The sequence below is a fragment of the Myxacorys almedinensis A genome (assembly GCF_010091945.1).
Classification (GTDB): Bacteria; Cyanobacteriota; Cyanobacteriia; order Leptolyngbyales; family Leptolyngbyaceae; genus Myxacorys; species Myxacorys almedinensis.
Genome location: NZ_WVIE01000027.1, coordinates 40,156 through 66,780, shown reverse-complemented (window position 1 = coordinate 66,780; position 26,625 = coordinate 40,156). Strand labels below are relative to the sequence as shown.

29 protein-coding genes are annotated in these 26,625 nt (G+C 49.8%); 11 read left to right on the top strand and 18 right to left on the bottom strand.

Annotated features, from left to right (window positions below):
• Positions 1-43: 43 nt before the first annotated feature.
• Positions 44-865 (bottom strand): AMIN domain-containing protein, encoded by an 822-nt coding sequence (locus GS601_RS18680; protein WP_162424806.1) that lies wholly within the window; start codon positions 863-865, stop codon positions 44-46.
• A 255-nt stretch (positions 866-1,120) separates the two neighbouring features.
• On the opposite strand from GS601_RS18680, the gene GS601_RS18675 reads away from it, so the two are divergent.
• The gene (locus tag GS601_RS18675) at positions 1,121-1,456 is read left to right on the top strand and encodes a DUF6883 domain-containing protein (RefSeq protein ID WP_162424805.1); all 336 of its coding nucleotides are present in this window, start codon (positions 1,121-1,123) and stop codon (positions 1,454-1,456) included.
• Positions 1,453-1,701 (top strand): DUF4926 domain-containing protein, encoded by a 249-nt coding sequence (locus tag GS601_RS18670; RefSeq protein WP_162424804.1) that lies wholly within the window; start codon positions 1,453-1,455, stop codon positions 1,699-1,701. The genes GS601_RS18675 and GS601_RS18670 overlap by 4 nt, the downstream gene beginning before the upstream one ends.
• Before the next feature lie 97 nt (positions 1,702-1,798).
• Here GS601_RS18670 and GS601_RS18665 read toward each other — a convergent pair whose 3' ends face one another.
• Together GS601_RS18665 and GS601_RS18660 are read right to left on the bottom strand one after the other, a co-directional pair.
• Entirely contained in the window at positions 1,799-2,854 is a 1,056-nt protein-coding gene (locus GS601_RS18665) for a helix-turn-helix transcriptional regulator (RefSeq protein WP_162424803.1), read from the bottom strand.
• 105 nt (positions 2,855-2,959) lie between these two features.
• A complete protein-coding gene (locus GS601_RS18660) occupies positions 2,960-3,547 on the bottom strand; it encodes a thioredoxin family protein (RefSeq protein WP_162424802.1) in 588 nt (195 codons plus the stop codon).
• A 75-nt stretch (positions 3,548-3,622) separates the two neighbouring features.
• Here GS601_RS18660 and GS601_RS18655 point away from each other — a divergent pair, with 75 nt between their 5' ends.
• Together GS601_RS18655 and GS601_RS18650 are read left to right on the top strand one after the other, a co-directional pair.
• Positions 3,623-4,027: an NIL domain-containing protein gene (locus GS601_RS18655; RefSeq protein WP_162424801.1), complete on the top strand. Its 405-nt coding sequence runs from the start codon at positions 3,623-3,625 to the stop codon at positions 4,025-4,027.
• Between the two features lie 69 nt (positions 4,028-4,096).
• Complete coding sequence (locus GS601_RS18650) at positions 4,097-4,660, top strand: Uma2 family endonuclease (RefSeq protein WP_338017076.1); 564 nt, start codon at positions 4,097-4,099, stop codon at positions 4,658-4,660.
• Positions 4,661-4,780: 120 nt separating this feature from the next.
• Here the strand turns inward: GS601_RS18650 and GS601_RS18645 are convergent, their stop codons facing one another.
• The 9 genes from GS601_RS18645 to GS601_RS18605 all read right to left on the bottom strand — a co-directional run bounded on the left by GS601_RS18645 (position 4,781) and on the right by GS601_RS18605 (position 16,066).
• Entirely contained in the window at positions 4,781-5,233 is a 453-nt protein-coding gene (locus GS601_RS18645; RefSeq protein ID WP_162424800.1) for a nitrate reductase associated protein, read from the bottom strand.
• Between the two features lie 13 nt (positions 5,234-5,246).
• Positions 5,247-5,687, bottom strand: coding sequence for a phosphate-starvation-inducible PsiE family protein (locus tag GS601_RS18640; protein ID WP_238393367.1), 441 nt, complete (start codon positions 5,685-5,687; stop codon positions 5,247-5,249).
• Between the two features lie 155 nt (positions 5,688-5,842).
• Complete coding sequence (locus tag GS601_RS18635) at positions 5,843-8,080, bottom strand: molybdopterin oxidoreductase family protein (protein ID WP_162424798.1); 2,238 nt, start codon at positions 8,078-8,080, stop codon at positions 5,843-5,845.
• 24 nt (positions 8,081-8,104) lie between these two features.
• On the bottom strand, positions 8,105-8,377 hold the full coding sequence (locus tag GS601_RS18630; protein ID WP_162424797.1) for a DUF1830 domain-containing protein: 273 nt from the start codon (positions 8,375-8,377) through the stop codon (positions 8,105-8,107).
• 120 nt (positions 8,378-8,497) lie between these two features.
• A complete protein-coding gene (locus GS601_RS18625; protein WP_162424796.1) occupies positions 8,498-9,334 on the bottom strand; it encodes a nitrate ABC transporter ATP-binding protein in 837 nt (278 codons plus the stop codon).
• 62 nt (positions 9,335-9,396) lie between these two features.
• Positions 9,397-11,406 carry an ABC transporter ATP-binding/substrate-binding protein gene (locus GS601_RS18620; protein WP_162424795.1) on the bottom strand — a complete coding sequence of 670 codons (2,010 nt, stop codon included), beginning with the start codon at positions 11,404-11,406 and terminating at the stop codon, positions 9,397-9,399.
• 49 nt (positions 11,407-11,455) lie between these two features.
• Positions 11,456-12,292, bottom strand: a complete 837-nt coding sequence (gene ntrB / locus GS601_RS18615; RefSeq protein ID WP_162424794.1) for a nitrate ABC transporter permease — start codon at positions 12,290-12,292, stop codon at positions 11,456-11,458.
• A gap of 298 nt (positions 12,293-12,590) precedes the next feature.
• Positions 12,591-13,925 (bottom strand): CmpA/NrtA family ABC transporter substrate-binding protein, encoded by a 1,335-nt coding sequence (locus GS601_RS18610; protein ID WP_162424793.1) that lies wholly within the window; start codon positions 13,923-13,925, stop codon positions 12,591-12,593.
• A 194-nt stretch (positions 13,926-14,119) separates the two neighbouring features.
• A complete protein-coding gene (locus GS601_RS18605; RefSeq protein WP_162424792.1) occupies positions 14,120-16,066 on the bottom strand; it encodes a ferredoxin--nitrite reductase in 1,947 nt (648 codons plus the stop codon).
• Between the two features lie 403 nt (positions 16,067-16,469).
• Here GS601_RS18605 and GS601_RS18600 point away from each other — a divergent pair, with 403 nt between their 5' ends.
• The 5 genes from GS601_RS18600 to GS601_RS18580 all read left to right on the top strand — a co-directional run bounded on the left by GS601_RS18600 (position 16,470) and on the right by GS601_RS18580 (position 21,281).
• Complete coding sequence (locus tag GS601_RS18600) at positions 16,470-16,919, top strand: QcrA and Rieske domain-containing protein (RefSeq protein ID WP_162424791.1); 450 nt, start codon at positions 16,470-16,472, stop codon at positions 16,917-16,919.
• Positions 16,920-16,987: 68 nt separating this feature from the next.
• Positions 16,988-17,224 (top strand): hypothetical protein, encoded by a 237-nt coding sequence (locus GS601_RS18595; RefSeq protein WP_202925196.1) that lies wholly within the window; start codon positions 16,988-16,990, stop codon positions 17,222-17,224.
• Between the two features lie 478 nt (positions 17,225-17,702).
• A complete protein-coding gene (locus GS601_RS18590) occupies positions 17,703-19,040 on the top strand; it encodes a HEAT repeat domain-containing protein (RefSeq protein WP_162424789.1) in 1,338 nt (445 codons plus the stop codon).
• Positions 19,041-19,184: 144 nt separating this feature from the next.
• The gene (locus GS601_RS18585; RefSeq protein ID WP_162424788.1) at positions 19,185-20,135 is read left to right on the top strand and encodes a LysR family transcriptional regulator; all 951 of its coding nucleotides are present in this window, start codon (positions 19,185-19,187) and stop codon (positions 20,133-20,135) included.
• 81 nt (positions 20,136-20,216) lie between these two features.
• Positions 20,217-21,281: an anthranilate phosphoribosyltransferase family protein gene (locus tag GS601_RS18580; RefSeq protein WP_162424787.1), complete on the top strand. Its 1,065-nt coding sequence runs from the start codon at positions 20,217-20,219 to the stop codon at positions 21,279-21,281.
• A gap of 7 nt (positions 21,282-21,288) precedes the next feature.
• Here the strand turns inward: GS601_RS18580 and GS601_RS18575 are convergent, their stop codons facing one another.
• Positions 21,289-21,510 (bottom strand): type II toxin-antitoxin system HicB family antitoxin, encoded by a 222-nt coding sequence (locus GS601_RS18575; protein WP_162424786.1) that lies wholly within the window; start codon positions 21,508-21,510, stop codon positions 21,289-21,291.
• A 168-nt stretch (positions 21,511-21,678) separates the two neighbouring features.
• Between GS601_RS18575 and GS601_RS18570 the strand changes: the two genes are divergently transcribed.
• Complete coding sequence (locus GS601_RS18570; protein ID WP_162424785.1) at positions 21,679-22,758, top strand: formylglycine-generating enzyme family protein; 1,080 nt, start codon at positions 21,679-21,681, stop codon at positions 22,756-22,758.
• A gap of 154 nt (positions 22,759-22,912) precedes the next feature.
• Complete coding sequence (locus GS601_RS18565; protein WP_162424784.1) at positions 22,913-23,104, top strand: DUF6887 family protein; 192 nt, start codon at positions 22,913-22,915, stop codon at positions 23,102-23,104.
• 51 nt (positions 23,105-23,155) lie between these two features.
• On the opposite strand, the gene GS601_RS18560 is transcribed toward GS601_RS18565, so the two are convergent.
• From GS601_RS18560 to GS601_RS18540, 5 genes are all read right to left on the bottom strand, one after another.
• Positions 23,156-23,545, bottom strand: coding sequence for a type II toxin-antitoxin system VapC family toxin (locus GS601_RS18560; RefSeq protein ID WP_202925195.1), 390 nt, complete (start codon positions 23,543-23,545; stop codon positions 23,156-23,158).
• Between the two features lie 8 nt (positions 23,546-23,553).
• Positions 23,554-23,799 carry a type II toxin-antitoxin system Phd/YefM family antitoxin gene (locus GS601_RS18555; RefSeq protein WP_162424782.1) on the bottom strand — a complete coding sequence of 82 codons (246 nt, stop codon included), beginning with the start codon at positions 23,797-23,799 and terminating at the stop codon, positions 23,554-23,556.
• 388 nt (positions 23,800-24,187) lie between these two features.
• Entirely contained in the window at positions 24,188-25,033 is an 846-nt protein-coding gene (locus GS601_RS18550; RefSeq protein WP_162424781.1) for an MBL fold metallo-hydrolase, read from the bottom strand.
• A gap of 419 nt (positions 25,034-25,452) precedes the next feature.
• Positions 25,453-25,962 carry an inorganic diphosphatase gene (locus GS601_RS18545; protein WP_162424780.1) on the bottom strand — a complete coding sequence of 170 codons (510 nt, stop codon included), beginning with the start codon at positions 25,960-25,962 and terminating at the stop codon, positions 25,453-25,455.
• Between the two features lie 173 nt (positions 25,963-26,135).
• On the bottom strand, positions 26,136-26,372 hold the full coding sequence (locus GS601_RS18540; RefSeq protein ID WP_162424779.1) for a photosystem II protein, Psb35-related: 237 nt from the start codon (positions 26,370-26,372) through the stop codon (positions 26,136-26,138).
• Positions 26,373-26,625 lie beyond the last annotated feature (253 nt).

The following is a 26,625-nucleotide window of genomic DNA, read 5'->3' as shown; positions in this document are numbered from 1 at the left end:
AACCGTTGCTTCTGTCACTGGCTTTAGCTTTATCGTAAATGCACTATCTGTCGCAGGCATTTTTTGATTTGGTATCATTGGTGGTTTGGATCGGGTTTCTTAAACCGTCTCTTAAATAATTGCCAGAAAGACCACCTGAAACAAATCCTCGAAAGGACACATTAGCGGTTGGAAAGTATGAAGGTGTAAACACGTTCACACCAGGAACGTTTACGATCGCGTCTTGGAGTTTAGTGATATTTTGATCCCGGATAAGCTGTTGTGGGATCACCTGAATTACTTGGGGAATGTCGCGCAGAGGTGTATCCGTTTTAGTTGCAGTGCTGGAATTCGGCACCCGATAGCCGCTTCTTTCCCCTGTCACCACGATTTCCTCATCCGGTTCGTCCGCTTCCGGGTTGAGGCTATACGCCAGTTCTCCCGTTTTCAAGGTGACTTCCGTTTTGGGTAGCGCATTGTTTCCCGTCACACTGATCCGAATGCCACCCGCGTCCTGCTGCACCACTTGAACATTGGCAATATCCGTCGTTGGGGTTTCAGCGCTGAAGAGTTGCCCCTGCGGTAATGCCAGCACTGTATTGGAAATCTCAGCAATCAGCGAGTTCCCCTCTGTGCGAAACTTTGTCACATCAATTTGTAAGGGCTTGCCTGCTGTTTCTAGAACGATCTCTAAACCTGTGTCGGTGCGGTTGAGTTGCACATTTGTTATCTGCACCGTTGCTGCTTCGACTTGAGCCATCCATTCCTTGACGGTAGTGGCAGGACGGGAACGATCGCTTGTCGATTCCGCTAATCCAGGTTGACCCACCCAAACAGATACTACCCCGATCGCCAAAGCGTACAATTGCCATTGTTTCTGCATCATCGTCTCCACTCCACCACAAATGACCGTCATCTCAGAACATCAATTGAGAATGACTTTTAACAAGATGGAGACAATCTTAGGGGAATTGCGCGATCGTACTGTCTTCAAGACCGATCATTTTTGTCTTCGAGAGCGATCGTTTTTGCGATTCTCCTTCAGACAAGCTCTGAAAGATTCCGTCGCAGAACCGGTATCTACAAATTTTTGCTGCTTCTGTCGCATAATCAAAACAGAAAAGAATAAAGACATTTCAAAGTGAAAATTCCAGAAGATGCGGTCATTCCAGAGGCTAAAATAGCCTGTTACCTGCTGGTACAAAAAGCCAGAAATGATAAGTCAAAGTTCTTGGCACAAGCTGAATTTACAACAGATAACCCAGAAGCTCTGAGAGTAGCTATTCAGTCGATCGCGCAAGCAGGCGAGGCGGTTGAGGATAGAAACAATGAGTATGGAACCTCTTACCAAGTTGTTGGAGAACTGGTTGGTGCTAACGGTGTTACCTTATCTGTTGTTACAATTTGGCTACAGCGACAGATCGATGGAAAATTCCAGTTCGTGACTTTAAAACCATTTAAGGAGACCAAACCATGACGCTGGAGCTTTACCAAGAAGTTGCCTTAACCTGCGATCTACCAGAGTATGAACTCAGAGCAGGTGATATTGCAACGCTGGTTGATTTTGTTTCTCATCCCAGTGGTGGAGAAGAGGGATGTGTACTGGAAGTATTCAATGCCGTTGGAGAGTCTCTTAGAGTCATTGTTGTCCCAGTATCGGTAGTAGATGTCCTACGTCCCGATGAAATCTTAACTGTTCGTTCTTTAGCGAGAACAAACTGATATCTGTACGCATTCCCGCAGCCAAACGTAAACTGGGTTGCCAGTCCTGTGACGCTAGGAAATTCTAATCGTGCGGTTAGCGGCGGGAGTTGTCACTTTACCGGATTCGGTTCGTCTGCTGAAATTCCTTGGGACTCATCCCGAACTGTTTGGAAAATGCGGCGTTGAATGCCGTTCGGCTGGCATAGCCTACCCTGGTTGCAACTCCGGCAACAGTGATATTGCCCTCTAACAGCAGCGATCGCGCCTCCTGCATCTGATGTTCCCGCAGACAACCAAACACCGTGTTACCAAATAGGTGTTGAAAGCCCTGCTGGAGTTTGAACTCATTCAATCCCACCTGCCGCGCTAGATCGATCACAGTGGGAGGATGGGCAGCATGGCGCAACAAAATGTCTCTGGCTTGGTAGATGCGATCGTGATCATCGGATTTTAGAGTCCGCGGTTCCTTCGGAGTTGCGCTCTGCGCTAATCGCAACACACCTTCTGGAGACAATACCTCCGATGATGTATCCGCCAGTTGAGCAAACTGTAAGGCGATTAGTTCCAGCACTTTTGCTTCTAAATAAAACTGCCGCATCACCCCTTGCAAAGGGCAGTGGAGGAGTTGCCATAACGCATTCTGCATCGCTGAGGTTTGCTGACCGACAGCACGATGAAACAACGACAATGAATCTGTGTTGAGCAATGCCTTCAGTTCATCTGGCAACAACGCTTCCCGACCTGCACTCAAACCTCTGAGCAGAGATGGGGCAACCCGAATTCTGACATTGAGCCAGTGTCCTGTCATCACCTGCTCAATCTCGCGAACTTGATCGATGTAAAACAGGTAACTTTTTCCGGGTTGTTCGCAGTAATTTTCCTTCACACCGAAAGAGGAAACCTGCATTGATCCTTTAATGGCAAAAGCAAGCGTTACAAAAGGATTCTCTTCGATTGCACGATCCACTGCCCAAGGTTGGTGATGCTTGTGTTCAAATAGATCGACTTGCAAGCCCGATCGTAGAAACACATGATTTGCCTTGCCGCCACTAAAGTCATGATCCCAGGTCTCAATAATTTCAAACTCATTCTCCCGCCAAGTAGACCAACCTCGCTCAGAGATTTCCTGGTACACCTCATTCCACTCATTCTCTGTGTAGATTGTTGCCATCCTTACTGCTACTCATTCTCACTAATTGAGAATAGTATAAATGGATCGTGGCTTTTTTACTACTCAGCGCAACTCCGCAGGAAGCACACCTTAGCATTGCTAGAATTAGCTTCTATCAACGACTTGGCTACCGTGACTACGTGGGTCAGAAGCGTTTCCTTGTTGCGAGACGGGAGCCGAAAATTCTGAGGTTTGACCTGTACCTTGGGCGTGAGGCAAGGCAGTTCCAGTCGTGAGGGCGATCAGATTGTCCTCGATAATGTTGCGAGGCTGTTCCCCGATCGCTTGCCCGATCGATCTGCCGTCATCGCTGACGTAGACGAAGTGAGGAATACCATCAACCCGGTAAGAAAGAATTTCCGGCAACCATTTCTCGTTATCCACATTGAGCATGACAAAATTTACGCGATCGCTGTATTGGTCTTTCAGCGATTTCAATTCTGGAGCCATCGCCTGACAGCTTGTACACCAGTCGGCATAAAACTCCATCAGCGAGGGTTTGCCATTGCCCAGCGCCACTTCTAGAGGAACAGATGCCGTCGCCATCGCACTCAGCGAAACACTCGTGGTTTGCGTTTTTAAGCTGAGAGAAAACACCACCGTCAGCGCGATCGCGGCTAGGGCAATCAGAAAATTTCTCACCCGTGCCCCACTCGTTGAGTTAACAGGGTCTGGAGTTACATTAGGGGTCATAGCTGCATGGTTAAGCAAACTCTTTTAGTTTAGCGACTAGGCATTATAACTACAATTAACACCTAAAATTAGAGAGTGAAAAAGCGAGTCACTCTAACGTTTCCCAAGCGCTCTGTGCAGATGCCTGTCACCTATCGGCTGGCAAAAGATTTTAATGTCGCTGCAAATATTATTCGTGCCCAAGTTGCGCCCAATCAAATTGGAAAATTAGTCGTTGAACTGCTGGGCGATATTGATCAGCTTGATGCGGCGATCGAGTGGATGCGATCGCAAGATATCACTGTCTCGTTTGCCAGCCGCGAACTCGTGATCGATGAAGAAACCTGTGTCGATTGCGGGTTGTGCACGGGGGTTTGTCCGACGGAGGCACTCACCCTCGATCCGCAATCGTTTAAGCTAACGTTCACGCGATCGCGCTGCATTGTCTGTGAACAATGTATCCCGACTTGCCCTGTCCAAGCGATCTCGACCAATTTTTAGGCTGGCAGTATAAATTAGGGCGCTACACTGAAAAGTGAATCATTCATACTCTTACTGAAGGAGAGTTCTGTGATCACAACCTCTGAGAAGAACTGGACAGATGAAGCGTTTATGGCACTGCCTGACGATGGACAGCGCTATGAGCTAATAGATGGGGAACTGAAAATTATGGGCAATTCTGGCATGGAGCATGGATACGTTGCCTGTATTTTGACCATCTTTCTAGGAGGATTCGTTCATGCCCACAAGTTAGGGGTTCTGTGTGATTCGAGTACCGCGTTTACGATGAACACCGGAAACAAGCGATCGCCTGACGTTTCATTTGTTGCAAAAGAGCGTCTGCATGGACTTAAAAAACTGCCAAAAGGATTTTTTCAAGGTGCGCCTGATTTGGCTGTCGAAGTGATTTCACCCAGTAATACATTCGAGGAAATTCACACTAAGCTGGTTGAATATTTTGAGAGTGGCTCCCGCCTTGTGTGGGTGATTAATCCCGATGAAGAAAGTGTCTTAGTCTATCGACAGCCACAGCCTGATCGGTTGCTAAAAATAACGGATCAATTAGATGGAGAAGAAGTTATTCCAGAATTTACATTAGCAGTGTCAGAGTTGTTTACAGAACTGAATTTTTAGAGAGTTTAGACAAGGGACTCCGACGTGTTGCTAAGCTGATCGGCATTCAAGTTGCAAATTGAGTAGATTGAATAATTGTGGGATTGGATATGGGGCAATGCAAACTAGAAGGCAATTAGCTCATACCAAACTAAATTCCTTTAATGCGGGTAGAAAGTTTTTGTTTTCGTGATTGGAACGGCTTAACTTAATCAGGGCAAAACGCTGTAAAGGCGTTAGGTTTGCCCAGTGAGACGGTTGAATTGTAAACCCCAATTCTTGCGCTTGAGTTTGCACACTCTCAGGTACGATCGCACCTTCTAACCAATCAGGATGCAGGTCGAGCGGTAGATCACTAGCTGTTTCTCCTGTTCGGGTTTGGATGAGTTGATGTAATTGCGATCGATAGGTTTCAATCTCTGATGCTGTGCTGCACGGCATCTCGATTAGCTGAGTGCGATCGCGCTCATTAAACTTGTTCCATTGGTGCAATTTTAGCTTTACACCGCACGTATCTAATTTAAATCGCACTTGCATCGGAATGCAGCGTAACGACTCAACAAAATCAGATTCAAATTGAAAAAATTCAGCCATTACACGTTTGAATTCAATGATTATTTTTGGGAGCAACTTTACGGACAATCCAGTAACTAATTGCCAGAGCCAAAATGGCGGCGGCGAGGGCAATCAGATCAACTCCGGTTGTTTTTTCTAGATCTAGAATAATGATTTTACGGGCAACCGCGATCAGGGAGGTCACAATCACCAACTCTGCTTGCACTACGTGATGCTTTAAATACGCCGTAATATTTTCTAGAATTTCAAAGGCAATTAGAACATTCAGAAACAAACCGAAAGTCGCAAACAGTGTTCCGCCAAACCGACCAATTGGTTGTGCATAGAATAGTTCTGTCACCATAAAGGTAATAAGCTCAAACACCGATGCGAAAATTACGATCAGCATCGCAAGGGCTAATACCTTAGACACCCATCGTTCAACATCGCTTGTGAGCCTTAAAAAATTGCCGTTTTCCAGTGCCCGTCCCATAGCTTGAGATAAACGCTTTAGCCTACCCATCGCGAACTATTCTAAACTGCTGTTGTAAGCATACTAGGTAGAAAGACTCATCATAAAGAAAAGCGTCATATTTGAAGTTATGCGTTGGCGATCGCAACCCTGCGCCCAACACCAGAATTTAGCCATCATCGCACCAAAGACGGCTCAAACTCCTGCGCTTGAGCCACCACTTCGGCAGAAATCGGGAGAATTTCCACCGCGCAGGCTTTTAATTCTGGCTGTCTCGAATCGGGGCACGCTTCGGCATGGGTCAAAGCATTCGCTTCGGCTTGGTCTGCCCAGAGTGCGCCCCAGTGCATCGGCACAAAAACGGTTCCGGGTGCGATCGCTTTCGTGACCAAGACCGGAAACCGCGCCATGCCCCGGCGCGATCGCACCTCAACCCATTCATCAGACTTCACTCCCAATTTTTCAGCATCTTTCGGATGAATCTCAATAAACGGATTGGGGTGCATGACGCGGAGTTTTTCGATCCGTCCGGTGCGAGACTGGGTGTGCCAGTGCCCATAGAGCCTGCCCGTCGTCAGGACAAACGGATAGCGATCGTCGGGCGGCTCAGCCAGCCCACGAGAATGATATGCCCCAAAGCGGGCGCGTTTGTCGGGCGTGTGGAACTGGTGATCGACGTATAACCGCGAAGAGACCGCCGCCGGAGCCGGACGTACCAGACCCAATAAACCTGGCTTTTCTGGCAGATCAGAAGCTTGAGCGGCGGGGTTTGCCCACTGGGTAGCGCCATGCTCAAACAAGTAGGTATGGCTTAGTTCAGATTGATCGCACGGTTGACCCTGGGTGAGTCGTGCAAATTCTTTGTACACTTCCGCAGAATAGTTGTAAGCAAACTGCTTGGCAAAGCCCAACCGCCGACCAACTTCGGCAAAAATTAGCCAATCGGGCTTAGCCTCACCGGGCGGGGTGCGAAACTGAGAACAAAGTGTGATGCGCCGCTCAGAATTGGTCATCACGCCGGTTTTTTCGCTCCACTGAGCCGCAGGCAGCAAAATGTGGGCATAGTCCACCATTTCGGTAGGAGTGTAGCAGTCTTGATAGATCGTAAAGGGCGATCGCTTTAATGCAGCTTTGGTGCGCTCTAAATCAGGCATACTCACCGCCGGATTTGTTGCCGCCACCCAGAACAACCCCACTTCCCCCATTTCCAGCCCCAAAATCATCTCCCACGCGGTGCGCCCTGGGCTAGGAGAAATTTTGCCCGGCGGCAAGCCCCAAAAACGCTCAACGTCTTCCCGGTGCTGGGCATTCTGCACGGTGCGATAGCCTGGTAGCAGGTGAGACAAGCCACCTGCCTCGCGCCCGCCCATGGCATTGGGTTGACCCGTCAGGGAAAACGGGCCTGCCCCCGGTTTGCCGATCTGCCCGGTCATCAGGTGGAGGTTGATGATCGATCGAACCTTTGCCGTTCCTTCAGACGACTGGTTGACCCCCATCGACCACATCGACAAAATCCGCTGCGATCGCGCCCAAAAATGAGCCGCCATCGACAGATCGGCTTCGGAAATGCCGCACCGCTCAGCCACAACAGGCGGCGGATAATGGCGAATCACCTCCACAAACTGATCAAACCCGTTGGTGTGAGTCTCAATAAAGGCGTGATCAAGATCATGCCAACGCCAGAGCAAGTAGGCGATCCCGTTCATCAGGTCGATGTCGGTTCCGGGTTTGATGGCGAGATGCAGATCGGCACCGTCGGCGGTTGCCGTCCGCCGTGGATCGACGACCACCAATTTGACATTGCGATGCTTTTTGTGGTGCTTCCGCAATCGGTTGTAGAGAATCGGATGGCATTCGGCGGTATTGGTGCCGATTAAAAAGGCACAATCGGTTTCGTCTAAATCGTCGTAACAGCAGGGCGGACCATCTGCCCCAAAGCTTTGAATATAACCTGACACCGCAGAAGACATGCACAGGCGCGAATTTGCATCAAAATTATTCGTGCCCAAACAGCCTTTGATCAGCTTTTGGGCAATGTAGTAGTCTTCGGTTTGAAACTGCCCAGAGCCGTACATGCAGATGGCATCGGGTCCTTGGGTAAAGCGGACGACCTGAATTCGGTTGACGATCGCGACGATCGCATCATCCCACGACACCTGACGAAAGGGCTGATCGAGCGACTCGCGCATCATCGGATAGCGTAGCCTGTCTTTGTGCAGCGATTCGGCGATCGTGGCACCCTTGACACACACCATGCCCTGGCTCGATGGATGAGTGCGATCGCCCCTGACAAACCAAATCGGAGTCCCGTCTTTATCCCGATTCACTGCTTTACCAGGCTGAGCCGGAGCCATGACTTCTAAGCCGCAGCCCACTCCACAATATGGACACAGCGTTTTGGTTGGTTCAGCCATCGTTAAAACCCCTTCACTGTAGACTTAATCACACCCACCTTTGGATAAAACTTGTAATTTCTCACAGAGAATGGCATCTAGTAACGTTACACCGTCGGTTTTGGAATAGATGTAGATCTTGATCAACGCGCTGGGTAACGCTTCAAACAAAATGCGCTGTTGGGGAAATACGACTCGCTCTAGGGTGAACCCTGAAGCATTCGCTAGCTTGGCGATCTGAAGTTGGTTTGTGGAGTTGGTGTAATAGCAGAAAATAGGCTTGACCCCAGAGGGGGGGGCAGGTTGGGAAGAAATCATGTGCGCGGGTTCCATCGCGACGATTGGCAATTAATAAGGGGAATCAAACAAGGGAGCCACCAGATGAGCGAGCCTGCGGAACGTTGGTTGAGCCAATGGAAGAGTGCCAGGGGCTTGCCCTTACTCAACATCAGCCAACGCAAACCGACCATATAAGAAATCTAATGCCTGATTTCGTAATGTGTAGTAGTGCGGATCTTCCATCATCTGAGCGCGATCGCGGGGTCGGCTAAACGGAACCTCCATGATTTCGCCAATGTTAGCGGCAGGCCCATTGGTCATCATGACGATGCGATCGGCCAGAAATAGCGCTTCGTCAATGTCATGGGTGATCATCAGCACGGTGACGGTGTGCTGTCCCCAGATTTTAAGAAGTTCTTCTTGAAGCTCTTCTTTGGTAATGGCGTCGAGGGCACCGAAGGGTTCGTCTAGCACCAAGACTTGCGGGTAGATGGCCAATGCGCGAGCGATCGACACGCGCTGCTTCATGCCCCCTGAAAGCTGTCCGGGCTTTTTGTTGGCTGCTTCATCAAGTCCTACCATGGTCAGGTGCTTGCGGACAATTTCAGTTTTTTCGGCTTTCGACTTGTCGGGATACACCGCGTTCACCGCGAGATAGACATTCTCGTAAGCTGTTTTCCAGGGCAACAGGGAATAGTTTTGAAACACGACCATGCGATCGGGGCCGGGGCGGGTGACGCGTTTGCCTTGGAGACGCACTTCTCCGCGGGTTGGCTCGCGAAAACCAGACACCATATCGAGCAGGGTTGATTTACCGCACCCAGAGTGACCGATCACGCAGATAAATTCGCCTTCGTTGACTGTCAAGCTAATGTCGTCGAGCACAACGGCGTCCCCTTTGGGGGTGGGGTAGATTTTCGAGACGCGATCGATTTCGAGAAAGGGAGGCAGGTCTGCTGCAAGAGATTGAGCATCGGGAGTAGAGAGGATTTGCATAGCACAGAGTGGGAGAAGGGATGATGTTGCCAAGATTGAGATAGAGGAAGGGCGGGATCGACCTACACCGCGATCGCAAGATGACTCTCGCTAACAGGGTCGATGATGATCTCTTCGATGCGGAGGTCTCGACCGATCTCCAGACTGTTGAGATAGCCGATCGGGTCGTCAGGGTTAAACACTTTGCCATCGAACAGTTGGAAGGGGTGGCGGTTGCCCTCGTTGTCGGGCAGCCCCAATTCTCTTGCCGCTCGACCGTAGACATCCACCCGGCGCACCCGTTCTAAAACCTCGATCCAGTTGCGAGGGAAGGCGGTAATCTCCCACCGAGCCAGTTGAGTCAAGATCCAGAGTCCTTCTGCTCGTCCGGGGCAGTTGGCGTTATCGACATGAAACTGATTGAAGCGCAGCAGCGATTCGGGTGCTTCTCCTGTGCCGCGATCGTAGGCATCGATAAAGCCCGGACGCGCATAGTCTGCCGACGCACCCATGTACTGAGGACGCGCCATCAAGCTGAGAATTTCTTCTCGGTTGCGGCGATCGTCGCAATATTCGCAGGCTTCGAGCAGGGCTTTCACGAGGGCATTGTGGGTTTCGGGGTGCTGGTTTGTCCAGTCTTCTCGCACGCCGAGCACTTTTTCAGGATGAGCCGCCCAGATGTCTAGATCCGTTGCGATCGCGTAGCCCAAGCCTTCCCGAATCGCGCGGGAGTTCCACGGTTCTCCCACACAGTAGCCGTCAATATTCCCGGCGCTGAGGTTGGCAACCATTTGGGGAGGCGGCACGATCGTCAGTTTCAAATCGTGGTCTGGGTCGATGCCTGCCGATGCCAACCAGTAGCGCAACATCAGGTTGTGCATTGAGGTGGGGTGCACGGTTGCCAGCGTAACCGGGTCGTCTTTGAGCACCGATTTCAAGTCGCTCAGCGATCGCACGCCGCGATCGAGAAATTCTTTTTTCAGCGTGATTGCGTTGCCGTTGCGAGCCGTCACCAGCGCCGTGATCACCGGCAGTCGGGGGTTGTCGGCGTAGCCTAAGGTCATGGCAAGGGGCATTCCTGCCAGCATTTGCGCGGCATCTAGGCGCTGGGTGCGGATGCCGTCTGCTACGGCTTTCCAACTCGGTTCGCGGCTGAGGTTGACCTGTTCTAGCCCATGCTTGGCGAAAAATCCTTTCTCCTTGGCAACCACGAGGGGGGCGCAGTCGGTGAGCGGCACAAACCCAATATCGAGGTTGACCTTTTCCAAGCCGTTGCGCGCGATCGCACCGATCTGTTTTTGCTTGCGTTTCTTGTCGCGCTTTTGCTGATTGAGAAAATAAATGATTTCGTTTCTCAAACTGTAATAGCTCGGATGGTTTACCACTTCCAAGCGCTGACGCGGGCGGGGAATCGCCACGTCGAGAATTTGCCCCACATGGGATTCAGGCCCATTGGTGAGCATCACAATGCGATCGGAGAGCAGCAAGGCTTCGTCTACGTCGTGCGTCACCATGACACAGGTGAGATGGTTTTCTTCGCAGATTTGCATCAGTTGCTGCTGCAAGTTACCCCGGGTGAGGGCATCTAGTGCGCCAAAGGGTTCGTCTAGCAGCAAAAGTTTTGGACGAATGGCAAGGGCACGGGCGATCGCCACCCGTTGTTTCATGCCGCCAGAAAGTTCGCGAGGTTTTTTATCGGCAGCGTTGCGTAAGCCCACCAGATCGATGTGATGTTCAACAATGCGATCGCGCTCATCTTTGGGCAAGGTTTTTAGAACTTTCTCCACCGCAAGCGAAACATTTTCGCGAACCGTTTTCCACGGCAACAGCGAATAGTTTTGAAACACCATCATCCGGTCGGGACCAGGTTCTGTCACTTGCCGACCATCTAGAACAATTCCGCCTTGGGTGGGTTTATCGAGACCTGCCAGAATGTTGAGTAGCGTAGACTTACCGCAGCCAGAGTGACCAATCAGAGAAACAAATTCTCCCTTTTTAACGTTGAGGTCAATATTTTTGAGGGCAATGTAGCTGCCGCCATCTTTAAGGGGAAAGGTGCGATCGATGTGATCAATTTCAACAAAGAAAGACATGGGGATCAAGGATGAAGGACAGCGAAACGAAAGCGCAGAACAAGCGAAATTAACTATCGGAGCCAATGCGAGAGCCAATCCAACCCACCAGCCGATCGAGCGCCAGACCCACCAACCCGACATATAGCACGCAAATCACGATTTCGCTCATGCTATTTTCGTTGCCTGCGTTATAGGCGTCCCAAATCTTGAACCCGATGCCGCCTTCTGCCTTCAACATTTCAGCCGCTACGATCGCCAACCATGCCAACCCAATGCCAATTCTCAAGCCCCCAAACACGTAGGGAACCGTAGACGGTAGCAAAATGCTAAAGAAATACTCTTTGCCAGAGAGCCGCAATACCTTCGCAACGTTGTTATAGTCTTGGGGAATTTGCTGCACGCCTACCGCAGTGTTGATCAAAATAGGCCAAATAGCAGTAATAAAAATTACAAAAATAGTGGCTGGATCGCTGCTTTGAAAAATGCCCAAGGCGATCGGCAGCCATGCCAACGGTGGTACGGTTCGCAGGACTTGAATAATGGGGTCGAGACCTCGGCGCATAAATGAGTTTAAGCCGATGAATGCCCCGATCGAAATGCCTGCGATCGCGGCTAGGCTATAGCCAAAGGCAACGCGCTGCAAGCTAATCAAAATCTGCAATCCAAGTCCTTTATCAGTGCCGCCGTTGTCATAAAACGGGTCGAGAATCAGCGTCCAGGTTTGGGCAATAACTCGAATCGGACTTGGCATTTTAGAATCTGGAGCGAGACAAAGCAGTTGCCAAACTCCCAGTGCGATCGCTAAACAAATGATGATCGGCACCGAGGACTTTGCAAGGTTAGCCGCTTTCTTCGATAGCTGCGATGGCTTTTTGAGCCGAGCCGATGGGTTGATACTGGTCATGGCAGAAATTCCTAACGGGGTGAAGTGAGTTCAACGCTGAGGGTAAATGGGGCGGGTTGAGCAATATCATCACGCTTTCGCCCTCTCGCAGAGCGGCTCAAAAACTTTGCCAACCCTTTCTCAGAGAGGAGCCGCTCCCCCTCTGGTTCCCTCTTTGAAAAAGAAAGCTAGGGTGAGAGTTCCCTCAATTGCTCAATGTCATAGAAGAAGCGATTTCTTAAAAGAGGCAATTCGGAGACGCAAGACGGGTTCTACGGCAGTTAATTGCCTGCACTCTTCCCTCGTCTCTCACCCAACTCTAGGCGGTCTTAAACTTGAGGCTATCGAGGTAGGCTCTAGGATTTGCCCCATCAAACGCGATCCCGTCAAAAAACGTCTCGACGCCGCGCGAGTCTTCTTTGGGAATCTCTGCCTCTGGCGCGCCGATGGCTGTGGCGGCTTCCTTCCACAAATCAGAACGATTGACTTTATCAACTAGCGCTTTGGCATCCGTATCCCCCGGCAGATAGCCCCAGCGAATGTTCTCCGTCACAAACCAGAGGTCATGGTTTTTGTAGGGGAACGATGCATTCTCACGCCAAAACTTCATCATCAGATCGCTGTTTTGGAGGGTGCGACCGTTGCCAAAATCAAAATTGCCCTTCATGCGCTCAATAATGTCAGAGGCAGGCGCTTTGATGTATTTGTCCGCAGAGACAATTTTAGCCATCTCTTCTTTGTTTTCATCTTTATCACACCATTGCTGCGCTTCTTGCACTGCCATCAAAACCGCCTTTGCCGCTTTCGGATTTTTATCAACCCAATCGGCTCGCATGGAAAGCGCTTTCTCAGGATGATTCTTCCACATTTCACCCGTGGTAACGGCGTTGAACCCAAGATTTTTAGAGACTAATCGCTGATTCCAAGGTTCGCCTACACAGAAGGCATCCATCGTTTTGGTTTCCATATTGGCAACCATTTGGGGCGGTGGAACCACCACAATATCAACATCGTTCATGGGATCAATGCCATTGGCGGCCAGCCAATAGCGCATCCACAGATCGTGAGTACCGCCCGGAAACGTGACGGCACACTTAAACTTTTGGTTGGCGGCTTTGCGCTCGTCTACTTTCGCTTTCAGCCGTTCAGCTTTGGCGGCAATGTCAAGCTCTTTATAATCATTTGACAGAGAAATGCCCTGACCGTCAGTATTGAGCCGCGCCAAGATATACATGGGCACAGGGGTACCGCCTTTGGTGATTTTGCCGGTTGTCAGCAAAAAGGGCATCGGCGTTAAAATGTGTGCGCCATCAATGCCCCCGCGATCGCTGCCCAGTTCGAGGTTATCGCGGGTCACTGCCCAAGACGTTTGCTTAGCAACATTCACATCGGTCATGCCGTATTTGGCGAACATGCCCTTTTCTTTGGCGATCGCAAGCGGAGAACAATCGGTGAGGGCAATGAATCCTAGGGTGGCTTTTGCGGTTTCTGGCGTGTCGCCGGTGCCAGAATTGACAGCCGGAATCGCACTTGAATTTGCCCCGCTACTGGTTGCGCTCTTGTTTAACCCGGTGCTGCATCCATTGACCAACAGTGCTCCCGTTGCACTTGCGCCTGCGGTAATGATAAATTTCCGTCTTGAGAAGTGAGTCATTTCGTCCCCAACCAATTTAGTAAGAGTGGATTTAGAACACGAGTGGCAACAGCCTATGCTGAATACCAAAACTATCTTCAGAGTTAGCTCAGAGTTAGCTCAGAGAAATTAGCCAAGCTAAAAAACAACCTGACTAACTATAAAATTAGATGAAATTGTAAATAGCTCAAGCAAGGTTTGGAGCAACGCTGACATTACACATCTAATCGAACTTTCCCAACAGGTCGGGCAATGCAGGTGAGAATGCGACCTGCCGCGCGATCGCACTCATCCAACCCATCAGGCTCACTGTCATAGCTAACTTCGCCCGATAGCAGGGTCGCCTTGCAGGTGCCGCACGTCCCCGATCGACAACTGCTAGCGATCGCGACTCTAGCCTGTTCTGCAATCTCTAAAATCAAGTCATCCTGCGTGCAGGCGATCTCCTGATTAGATTGGGCAAAACTCACGGTTGCAGAAGCCGCAACGGCTGGAGGCGGGGCAACTTGAGTCGGGAGTTCGGGGCGAGATAGCACGGCTGTCGCCCCCACCGATCCATTGGTCACTCCGTTCATCGGTTTGGCTCGCGCTGCTTTGGTTGGCAGGTTCATCGCTGTTGGCAGTCTAGATCGGGGTTTTGCCCCAAATTCCTGCACCAAAATTTCTTGCAGAATCGGCTTAAGATCCTCGCAGGGAATGCCTTTCTGAACACAAGTCCCCAGATGAGCATTTTTACCAACCGTGCCGCCTCGGTAGAGATCAACGCCTTCTACCGTCTTGCCATCTTTGCGAACCTTGGTGCCCATTAAGCCAATGTCTGCCACCTGAGGTTGTCCGCACGAGTTGGGGCAACCCGTCCAGTGAATCCGCACGGGGCGAGAACACTGGAGTTCTGTCTCAATTTCGTTGATCAACGCCACGGCGCGATTTTTGGTTTCAATCAGCGCAAAGTTGCAGAACTGAGCGCCTGTGCACGACACCAAAGCCCGAGCCAAATTTTCGGGCTGAATGGAAAACCGTGTTTGCACCAGGGGTTCGCGGGTCAAGGCAGCAACACGAGAATCGGGGACATTGGGAATGATCACATTTTGCTCAACCGTCAAGCGAATTTCGCCACTACCGTAGACATCGGCAATGCGAGCGAGATCAAACATGTCTTGAGCAAACAACCGACCGACCGGAACGTGCAGCCCAACGTAGTTTAAGCCCGGTTGTTTTTGAGCATGAATACCGATGTGATCGCGCTTATCCCACAGAAACTCGTCTTTCGGTGCCGCTGTCTGAAGCACCCCGCCAAACTCCTGTTCGACCTCTTGGCGAAATTTCTCGATGCCCCACTCGTCGATCAGCCACATCAAGCGAGATTTCTGACGATTGGCGCGTAAGCCGTGATTGCGGTAGACGATCAAAATCGCTTCGCACAGCGCCACGACATCGCGGGCGTCAACCCAGGCATTTAGGGGGACAGCCGCCTCGCAGCGTTTGGCAGAGAAGAAGCCACCGACGACAACGTTAAAGCCCAGCGTTCTGTTTTTGTAAGCCGGAATGAAGGCGATATCGTTGATTTCGGCATGAACGGAATTATCTCGACACCCTGCGATCGCAATGTTAAATTTGCGGGGCAGATTCGTAAAACTTGGATTGCCCCGCCCATTGTTCGTAATCATGTCTTGGACTTTGCGAACTAACCCACGAGTGTCAATCAGTTCGTCGGCATCAATGCCTGCCACCGGAGAGCCAGTAATATTGCGAACATTATCCATTCCGGTTTGCATACTCGACAGCCCTGCTTCCTCAAACCGGCGGAAGATGTCTGGCAAATCTTCGATCCGAACGCCTCGCAGTTGGACGTTTTGACGGGTCGTGATGTCGCCGTAGCCGTCTTCTCCATAGCGCTGCAACACTTCCGCCAAGACGCGCATTTGCCCGCTCGTGAGAATGCCGTTGGGCATCCGCATCCGCATCATAAATTTGCCAGGAGTCACCGGGCGGAAGAACACCCCCAACCACTTGAGGCGATGGTCGCGATCGTTGCCATCTACGGCTTCCCAGCCAATGCGCGCAAAATCTTCCAGTTCAGTCTTTACCGCAAGACCGTCTTTCTCGGCTTTCAACTTCTCAAACTTATTGAGCGATACGGCGGCTGAAATCGTGTCTGTCATGGGTCAAGCCTTGTGATAAAAAGTGTTCTCAATCTGAACACGAACTGAAATGCAAGACCGAGGGCAAACCTAAAAAATCTGCCATGCGGTGAGTTGACAATTTTGATGAGTTGATAATCTTGATGACACTCAGGTTATGCAAGATTCAAGGTCTGATCCGTATCACTAACTACAAAGTGTTACGGTTTATTTCGTTTCCGCATAGATTGAATGCGATCAATGCATCAGATTTTCAGACTTACAGCCCCTATGTCCCATGAGGTGCAGGTTTCCCAGCGTTGAGGCTTGCCGCCAATCGGGCATCCTAAAGCAGAATAAACCTGCCGCAATTTCCTCAGGGGGGATAGCTTTAGGAATGGCGTAGGCTTTAAAGAGATTTCAGTAAGTTTGGGGAGAACACTCAATGAAACGTCGCAAATTTTTATCTTGGGCTGGGGTTGGCTGGCTCGGTAGCCGCCCTCCGATCGTTGCCGCTGCGCTAACAAATCTTGTGGCGTGCTCAAGCGGTGGTAGCCCAGCAAAAATATCGACTCGCCCCGATGGCTTTCTTAGCGTGGGCACGATCGAGGAATTAAACAAATCGGGTCAACTGCTCGTCGAGCAATCTGCGATCGGCTCGATCGCGGTCGTTCAAAACCCGACTGATCCTCAAGCCTTGGCAGCAGTGAATCCTACCTGTACCCATCAAGGCTGCCTTGTGCAGTGGAAAAGTGAACGGAAGGCATTCGTCTGTCCGTGTCACAATTCTGCGTTTGCGGCAGATGGAAAGGTGCTAGAAGGACCGGCAACAGAGCCATTGGCAACCTACACCACCAAGCTCGATGGCACATCTGTGCTGGTGAAAGGGAGTTGATCCTATAGACAGATTTTCTCTCGATCTCTCTAAACCACTGTTATAGGCGTAGTTTTTAAACCATGTTTATGTCTACTACTACCGAAACTTCTCGTGCTTTAAGCGATCTTGAATACGATTTGATCACCGTTCTGAAGAACAAATCGGAAGCCGTCAAAGCTTACGATACCTACATCAAAGACGCTCAAGATATGGACTCCCAACCCTGCGTTGAGCTATTTCGCAAGCTGAAACAAGACGAGATCAAAGCGGCTCAAGAAGTACGCACTCACTTGCAAGAAGTCATGCAAAAAGGCAAGATGTAGGTCAAATTTTGGCGATTGAATTTTCTTTAGAAAGCACTCATTTCGAGTGCTTTTTTGTACAATGTTTTGTTATGGTCTTCAAACCCTTCACCTCATACCAAATTAATCTGTCAATGCGACAGATGTGCGATCTCCCCCAACCCCTTCTTAGTCAGGAGAGGAGCCGGAAAGTCCTTTCTGACCAAGGGGGATGCTGTAGGCAGGGGGTCGAGGATCTGTCGCAGTGAACAATCAATTTGGTATCACTCTTCGAGGATCAAACATTTCATGTATGGCGACGCGATTAGCGCAGAGCGCACCTTTGAAGAAGCCATCTGAATCTTTGCGGAGCCAACGCTAATCGCACCCATTAGCCCATGGCAAATTGAGTCTGAATATGGCAGAGTTATCTGAACAGATGCTTCGATTGTTTGACCCATCTCGTTGCTTTTCATCGCCAGAACGCTGTGCTGTCGCGAGATAAATCCCTATACAAAAAGTGATTTACCAAGAAATTTTAGACCAAGCACACCATGCATCTCAGACGGGAGATTGGGCACTCCTGAGCCAATATTTGTGTCAATTATTACTAAGCGAGGAAGCGCCATCCGCCCCTAGTTCCCTCTTTGCCGACTCCCAAACTGCAACGGAACTGCTCAACCTGGCGTTTCAGGTGCTAGAGTTTGGCAACTTTCAAGAGCGTTGGGATATTGCCAAAATTTTCCCCATGTTTGGGATGGCTGCGGGTGGTTCGCAGTTTCCGAGGGCGATCGCATCTCTGATCGACCTGCTTGAAGACGAAGACTCTGATCCAGAAGCCCAATGGTTTGCCATTCGCATCTTAGGCGGGTTTGACCAGCCGGAGGGGATAGCTGCGCTGATCGAGGTGCTAAAAACCTCCGACAACGAGGAGCTAAGTGAGATAACGGTGACCGCGCTTGCCCAGATGGGAAAACCAACGATTCCGATGTTGGCAAGGTTGCTAGACGACGACTCGACTCGTTTACTCGCAGTTCAAACCTTGGGGCGCATCCGCCACTCTGAAACGGTTCCGTTGTTGCTAGGTGTGGTCAATGATGGAGATGCAGAAGTGAGAGCGATCGCAATCGAATCCCTGGGTAGTTTCCATTCGCCGCAGATTGTAGAAGCGCTAGTTTACGCGCTCAACGATCAGGCGACTCCGGTTCGACGAGCGGCGGTCTCTGCGTTAGGATTTTGCACACCTGATGATGTTCAAGGCTTAGATGTCGTAGCTCATCTGCATCCACGCTTGCGCGATTTTAATATAGAGGTGTGTTGTCAGAGTGCGATCGCGCTGGGTCGAATCGGCACACTCGCAGCAATCGAAGCACTATCCGATGTCTTGCGATCGCCTCACACTCCAGAGCGCTTATCGATTGAGATCACTCGTGCGCTGGTTTGGAGTGATCAACCCGACGCCTTGAGGCAAATTCACCAGGCATTGACGGAGTTGGCGCTGCCGGATGGGGTTCGGCTCGAAATGGTGACCGCGTTGGGACGCATTGACGATAGGGATCTCAAACGTCAAGCCACACACATTTTGCTTGAGATATTAAATCAAGACTCTAAGTTTGCTAAATCTGCGATGGGGCGACAAGCGATCGCGCTGTCCTTGGGTCAACTCGGCGATCAGCGATCGATCGAACCTTTGATTTATCTTCTCGCCGAGCAGGATGTTGGCGTCCGGTTGCATGTTATTTCTGCCCTAAAAACCCTGAATGCAACAACGGCTTATCAAACATTGAAAGACCTTTCTACGACAGAAGATTTGGAATTGAGCGAAGGGATTGCGATCGCGCTTCAAGAATGGCGATAAAGATGGCTTCTCGCGGGCAGGTCTCGTGCCTGACAACGGCCCATCACCCACCATCCTGTATCGGTTCCTACCAAACGGCGGGCTTAGATCCGTTAAAGTCACTGAAAACGTGCTTTCAAATACAACTAAAGTTAAACCCAACCCATGCGATTAGAGCAGGTGCAAGCCTTTCTAGCCGTTGCAGACACCGGCAGCTTTCAGCAAGCGGCTCGGACGTGCAACGTCACTCAATCCACCATCAGTCGGCAAGTTCAAGGATTAGAAACCGAATTGGGTTTACCGCTCTTGCACCGCACCGCTCAGGCAAAGTTGACCGTTGCAGGGGAACAATTTCTGCCCCGCGCCCGCCGCATCTGGCAAGAATGGCAACAAGCTAGCCGCGACCTCGAAGAACTCCGCTTGGGTAAGCAGCCCGAATTGTGTATCGCTGCGATCCATTCAGTGTGTGCATTTCATTTACCGCCCATTCTCCAACGATTTTGTCAAGAACATCCTGAAGTGCAACTGCGCGTCACGTCTTTGGGCAGCGATCGCGCCCTCAAAGTCCTCAAAGATGGCTTGGTCGATGTGGCGATCGTCATGAACAATCGCTTTCTCACCACAAGTCCAGATCTGGTGGTCGATCAGCTTTACGACGAACCCGTTCGCGTGTTGCTGTCTGCCGATCATCCGCTGACTCAGTTTGCTCAGGTGCCATGGTCAGAACTGATCAAGTATCCGCAAGTCGTGTTCAAAGATGGCTACGGAATGCAACGCCTAGTCCAAGAACAATTTCAGCGGCAGGGCGCAGACCTCAAAGCTGTGCTTGAACTGAATACTCTCGATGCCTTTCGTGGTGTGGTTAGGCAGGGAGAACTGATTGCGCTGCTCCCTCAAGGGGCCATTCAAGATGTTCAGCATGATCCCACCTTGGCAATGCGCCCGACCGCCAATCCGTCGCTGATCCGGCAGGTTGTTCTCGTTACCACTCACGATCGCCTCCTCATTCCTCCCATTCGCCGCTTTAGAGCGCTCGTGCAAGACGTGATGGCAGCCCAAGGATTTTTATCAGAAAACTATCAAACCTTGTCATCAACAGCCCTTGCAGAACTTTAGAGCAGGGTCTGATCCGGTATACTGACGAATTCCTATCGCTATATTTCGCAGCGCGATCGCGGGGCAAACTGGGGACGAATTATGAGTCAGGCATTTAGAGAATTACTCAAAAAGGTGGGGAGCGGCTCTCACACCAGCGAAGACTTGACCCGCGCCGAATCTGCCGCCGCGACCCGCATGATGCTCCTGCAAGAAGCGACTCCCGCTCAGATCGGCGCGTTCATGATTGCTCACCGAATCAAGCGCCCCACCGGAGCAGAATTAGCAGGAATGCTCGATGCTTACGAAGAATTAGGACCCAGGCTTCAGTCCATTGAGTCAGCCTATCCGGTAACGGTGATGTGCCTTCCCTACGACGGACGATCGCGCACCGCACCGACCAGCCCCCTAACTGCTCTCGTTTTAGCAGCAGCAGGCGTTTCGGTCGTGCAGCATGGTGGCGATCGCATGCCAACCAAAGAAGGCGTACCGCTGATCGATCTCTGGCAAGGGTTGGGCGTTCATTGGGAACGGCTGACGTTAGAGCAAGTTCACCTCGTGCTAGAAACGGCTCAGTTAGGGTTTGTCTATCTGCCTCATCATTTTCCGTTGGCTCAAGGTTTAGTCTCCTACCGAGAAGAAATCGGCAAGCGCCCCCCGTTTTCTACCTTGGAACTGATGTGGTCGCCCTACGCTGGCGAGGCTCAGTTGATTTGCGGGTTTGTGCATCCCCCCACCGAAAAGATGTTTCAAGATGCCTTTGCGATGCGAGGAACCGATCGCTTCACCACGGTGAAAGGCTTGGAAGGCAGTTGCGATTTACCGTGCGATCGCACCGCCATCATCGGCTGCAAAAATCCTCACTCCGAGTTTGAGCGACTGCACTTAGTCCCCCGCGATTATGGTTTCGCCGCCAAAGAACTGCCGCTTATTCCTACTCCAGACTTGATCCAAGACATGACTGCCGCGCTCCAAGGCAAATCCTCAGAACTCATGCAAGCCACCCTTTGGAACAGTGGATTTTATCTCTGGCGATGTGGTGTCTGCTCTGATTTAGAAACCGGATTTTCCACCGCAAAAGAGCTTCTGAGCCGAGGTAGCGTCGCTCAAAAGCTCAAACAAGTCATTGAAATGGTAGAAACGATGAGTGCGATCGCGAGTCGTTAAAACCTGATCATGAGGCATTTTGAAGCGTACTAGGTTCAGGGATAGATTCACTTTCCGTTTGCCAAGCTTCCAAGTACATTGCAATGACTTCCTCGCCGTTACAAATTGCTTCCTCGCGAGTTATGCCATGAGTGCAAGGCATGAGCACGCAATCGACAAACTCTAGCATCGTAACCAGGAAAAGCCGATCGTCGTCAGACCATTGAATCATCATGCTGTATCGGCTCATAACTCTTTGTCCTCCCTTAGCTCTTTCAGTGTATGAGTGACTTCGCTACTTGTTTTTCTAAAGAAAGAGATACATCATCGCTATTCCTATCTGTCTAGGACTACCTGAGTGTTAAACCATTCTGCTCTGAGGGCAAGCTACTAAGTAGTTGAACAATGAAGCTAACTCATGTCTCTCTCAAAACACAGTGCTCAACTTGCAGAGACAAACACCGAATTTCTTCTCTCGATCCATGCATCTCAGAAAAATCGTGCAAAGACGATTCCTGGGTATTGGTGGGATATAAATCGGCAGTGCTGGGTTTATCCGAAGACTGCAAGTAATTACCATAAACTCATCAATGAATTTGGTAATGATTTGTTTGGCGATTTGACAATTGCCTGTCCTGACAAGCCTGTGCAGGATAAGTTGCAGTTTCCTTCATTGAGTTTGTTCACGTTTGAGACCGTCAATGTCAATGAGCGAGGAAGAGTAATTAAACGTTGTCAATCCCAAGCGCAGTTTTTCGAGGAGAAACTTAACGATGAAGTTGTCCTGGAAATGGTGTTGATTCCAGGTGGAAAATTTTTAATGGGATCGCCTGAATCGGAAGACAAGAGGATAGATATTGAGAGACAGCACTGGGTTACAGTAAATTCATTCTGGATGAGCAAGTATCCAATTACCGTAACTCAGTGGGAAGCATTTTTTGGATATCCAAAAGGCAGTCTCAACATCAAGTGGAACTGTTATGGAGACCATTGCGGTGACTATCCCATGAGATGGGTTTCATGGTTTCAAGCGGTTAGTTTCTATAAGCAACTATCACAGAAAACCAATCGTCCATACCGTTTGCCTACTGAAGCAGAGTGGGAGTATGCTTGTCGGGCTGGAACCAGAACTCCTTTTCATTTTGGTGAAGCCATTACAACTAATCTGGCAACTTATGACGGTCGCTCCAGATATAGGCACTCAGAATTGGGAATATACCATACCGAACCATCTTGTGTGGGTCGTAAACCTGCTAACGCATTTGGATTACACGATATGCACGGTAATGTCTGGGAATGGTGTGCTGACTATTTTGACGCAAAACTCAACAAAGATTTTCCAGTAGAGATTGTTGATTTTGATGAGGAAGTTTACAGCATTCGTCCAATACGAGGTGGTTCATGGTACAGTTCCTCTCGCTTTTGCCGCTCTGCCTATCGTGATTTTGCGCCTCCGGATGATGGAGATGACAAGATTGGTTTTCGAGTTGTCTGCTGAAACTACAACGTTGCCTGCCGCCGCTCAACACGAACGTTTGCTTGCGATCGCGCCTTACCAAAGCCTGCGATCGCATTGATGAGGTAAACTATTTTGCTTTCGTATTTTCGGTTGAGACTTAAGTTTCAGATATTGCTAACGGCGAGGTATTTTAATGAGCCAAGTTAATTACGATGCGATGTCTGATGGCGAGTTGAAGCAGTACTTTCTGCAAAATCGCCAGGATCAAGCTGCTCTTCAAGCTTACCTGGATAGGCTTAACCAAAGACCACGGACGATTATTGTAAGTCCAGGCGATCTAGATTTCAATGAAAAGATTCAAGCCGCAATTCGCGAAAAGCTGTAAACATCGGAGCGGTCAGAATAGAAGTCTTACGCCTCTTGTTGAAACAAACGCTTACGAATTGGCTGCCCAAAGCAGTGAAAAATTATCGTATTGCCTGAACATTGCATCCGCGCTCACAAGCGTTATGCCTTCCAACTGAGCCTGTGCGATCAACATTCTGTCAAACGGATCTCGGTGATGCAACGGCAATGCAGCCGCTCGTAGAGCATGGGTTGCTGTAATTTCTAGCGATCGCGCTCCCAGTCGCACCATGCGGCTAGAAATATAGCTGTCTATAGGTTCTGGTAAGGGCAATTTTCCGATCGCAACTTTGATGCCCATTTCCCAAACGCTAGCAACTGAAAACCAAACTTCGTTAGTTTCATCAGATAGGTGTGCGATCGCTTCTTCACTCAAGCGCTCTGGTTGAGTAAACCACCACAACCAACAATGTGTATCCATCAAGAGCTTCACTCTTCGTTGCCCTCGAATGCTGCCAAAATCTCTTCTGGCAAAGGAGCGTTAAAGTCTTCTGGCACGGTGAAACGCCCTCGATCTAGCCCTAAACTAGCCTTTCGATTGAATGAGGTCTGAAATGGAACCAGTTTTGCCACAGGAACACCTTGATTTGAAATAATGATTTCTTCTCCCAGTTCCACACGCGACAACAGATGTGAAAGATTCGTTTCAGCCTCATGAATATTGACAGTTTCCATTAATCTTTAGAGCCAAAGTTATGAACTAAGCTCAATATAGTGGAATGGCAGGAGGAGGGCAAATTTAGTAGCGATCGCACCTAACAAAACTTCTAGCATCTCCTACAAAGTTACGCTCTATTAGTAGAATGAAAACTTTCTCCACGAAGTAACACACATGGTTTCAGGGTTTTCTCATCAGCAACCTGCTATTCAAGATTCAGGCAGCGATTCGCGAAAAGCTGCAAGCAGTAGAGCGGTCAGAATAGAAGTCTTGCGCCTCTTTTCGAGCATATCTGTCACCGCTCATCTTTATCGTTGGGTTGCGATCTTTTGCGATCGCTTTACCAATCTCCTAGCGTTTCCTACAGAGTTGCGCTCTGCGCTAATTGCCCCACACTCAGATCTTCTAGACCACAGGCACAATCATGCCTTCTCGCGCCAAAATGCTGTTGGAATATGCCGTCTGAACCTCTGCCTCGACTGCATCCAAGAAATCATCGTCATGGTTTGGGTCATGGTGAAACATGATGACCTTTTTCACGCCTGCCGCTTCCACCACTTTTAGCGCGTGCTGCCAAGTCGAGTGTCCCCACCCTTCTTTAGACGCTTTCGGATCGTAATACTCATCGTCGGTATAGCAAGCGTCGTAAATCAACACGTCTGCATTGCGAGATAGATGCACCACATCTTCATCAATGCGATCGGGGTAGTGCTCGGTATCTGTTGCATACACCACGGTCTTTCCTTGCCACGTCACTCGGTAGCCCAAAGCAGTGTTGGGATGATTGAGCGGTCCAGTTTCGATCGAAATATCGCCCAACTGCACGGTATCCCCAGGCATCAAATCTGTAAACTTCATGTCCGACTGCATCACCTGCATTGGCACAGGAAAATTAGGATGATGCATCTGATCGCTGAGCCGCTGCTTCATGCCTGCCCCCGTTGGCGCAATGCCACCATAGATATGAAAGCGATTGCCAGGAATAAACGCAGGCACGAAAAACGGAAAGCCTTGAATGTGATCCCAATGAGAATGGGAAAAAAACATGTATGCCTCAACGGGCATCTGTTTGAGGAGATGCTTACCCAAAACTCGCAATCCGGTTCCTGCGTCAAAAATCAAGCGCTTCCCACCCAAGCGCATCTCAACACAGGAGGTATTACCGCCATAGCGTACCGTGTCGCTACCGGGGACAGCGATACTCCCTCGGACGCCCCAAAATTGAATCAAAAAGTCTGAAGTTTGGGTCATATCTAACTCTGCGCTGATTTCAGACGCTAGCTGAATGGATTTAAGAAGATGGCATCAACTGGGGATGTCTAATCCCTAGATAGAGTGACAGTGTGCCAAACGTCTTACGCGGCAAGCGTTTGCTGATAAGACGCGGCGTCATCATCTTTTAGGCTACCCATTTCGTTTTCATGGATACCAGCGTAACCGCATTTATCTTTATGTAATATAAAACCGAAAAAGGCTCAGGAATAATCCCAAGCCTTCTCATGTGAGGGGTTTGATCGCGAGTTCGATAAAGCCCCTTAAACCGCGTCTGAAAGGTTTTCACTGAAAAAGGGAAGACGGACTCTTGCTCCTTTCTAAAAGAGAGAGTTGGGGCAACCCTAGACTTTATATGGAATATGGACTACTTTGATTGACTATCGACTTTGCATTCTTTAGTGGACGGCTTTAATGCACTGCTCTACTAAAGGCATAACCTTATCAACATCTTGCCACCCTAGAATTTCAGTCACTTTTTTCTCAAGGTTCTTATAACTTCTAAAGAATTCAGCGATTTCATCTAAGCGATGGGTTGCAACATCATTGAGCGATTTGATGTTGATGTAGCGAGGATCTTTGTCAGGTACACACAGAATTTTTTCATCGCGATCGCCCCCATCGATCATTTCCAGCATGCCGATCGGACGCGCCGCAATTACACACCCCGGAAACGTTGGCTGATCCATCATCACCATGCCGTCTAGCGGGTCGCCATCGTCGGCTAGAGTATTCGGCACAAAGCCATAGTCGTAGGGATATTGCACCGATGAAAACAAAACGCGATCGAGGGCAAAGGCATTCAGGTCTTTGTCAAATTCGTACTTATTCTTACTCCCGGCGGGAATCTCAATCAAGACATTGATCAAGTTGGGTTTGGGCTGAGCGGGAATGCGAGATAAATCCACTGCGGTTCTCCAAGCGAAAATTTTTTGTTCTGGTAAAGCATTGTAGGGGAAGAGGGTCGCTGTGACCTACTCCTAGGCTGCTGCTGGCATATCGCATCATCAAAAAACCCTTGCTTCTGACTAAAGAAACAAGGGGAGATTTTAGGAGAGAGTAGTCTAGATAGAGTTAGGACTTACGCATTGGGCAGCTTATGGCTGGAATAAGCGTCGGATACGGCGAAAGCAGGAACGCGATCGCTAAAATCAATTTGCTTGCCGGTGATGGACGTAGACAAGGTTTCAAAAGACTGAGAGCGCCAGTTGCGTTCGTGAATGGGCTTGGATTGCTCGCCCAGGAAGTAGGTAAGGGAACCAATGAGGGCAACAGCAACCCAACCAGTGACAAATAAAGCAGTAAGAATAACGAGCATGGGAGCCTCCTGTAAATTAATGTTTCTTTATGTAAATTAATGTAACAGATTCTTAGCCAAAAAAGCAAAGAGTTCGTCGGTGGTGATAACCGTCTCTCGATCTGCTTTCATACCCAATTGATTTTTCACGGCGACAGAGCCTCGACCCCCCTGCCTACGGCATCCCCCCTGGGTCAGGAGGGACTTTCCGGCTCCTCTCCTGACTCAGGAGGGGTTGGGGGAGGTCACATCTGTAGCATTTACAGATTAATTT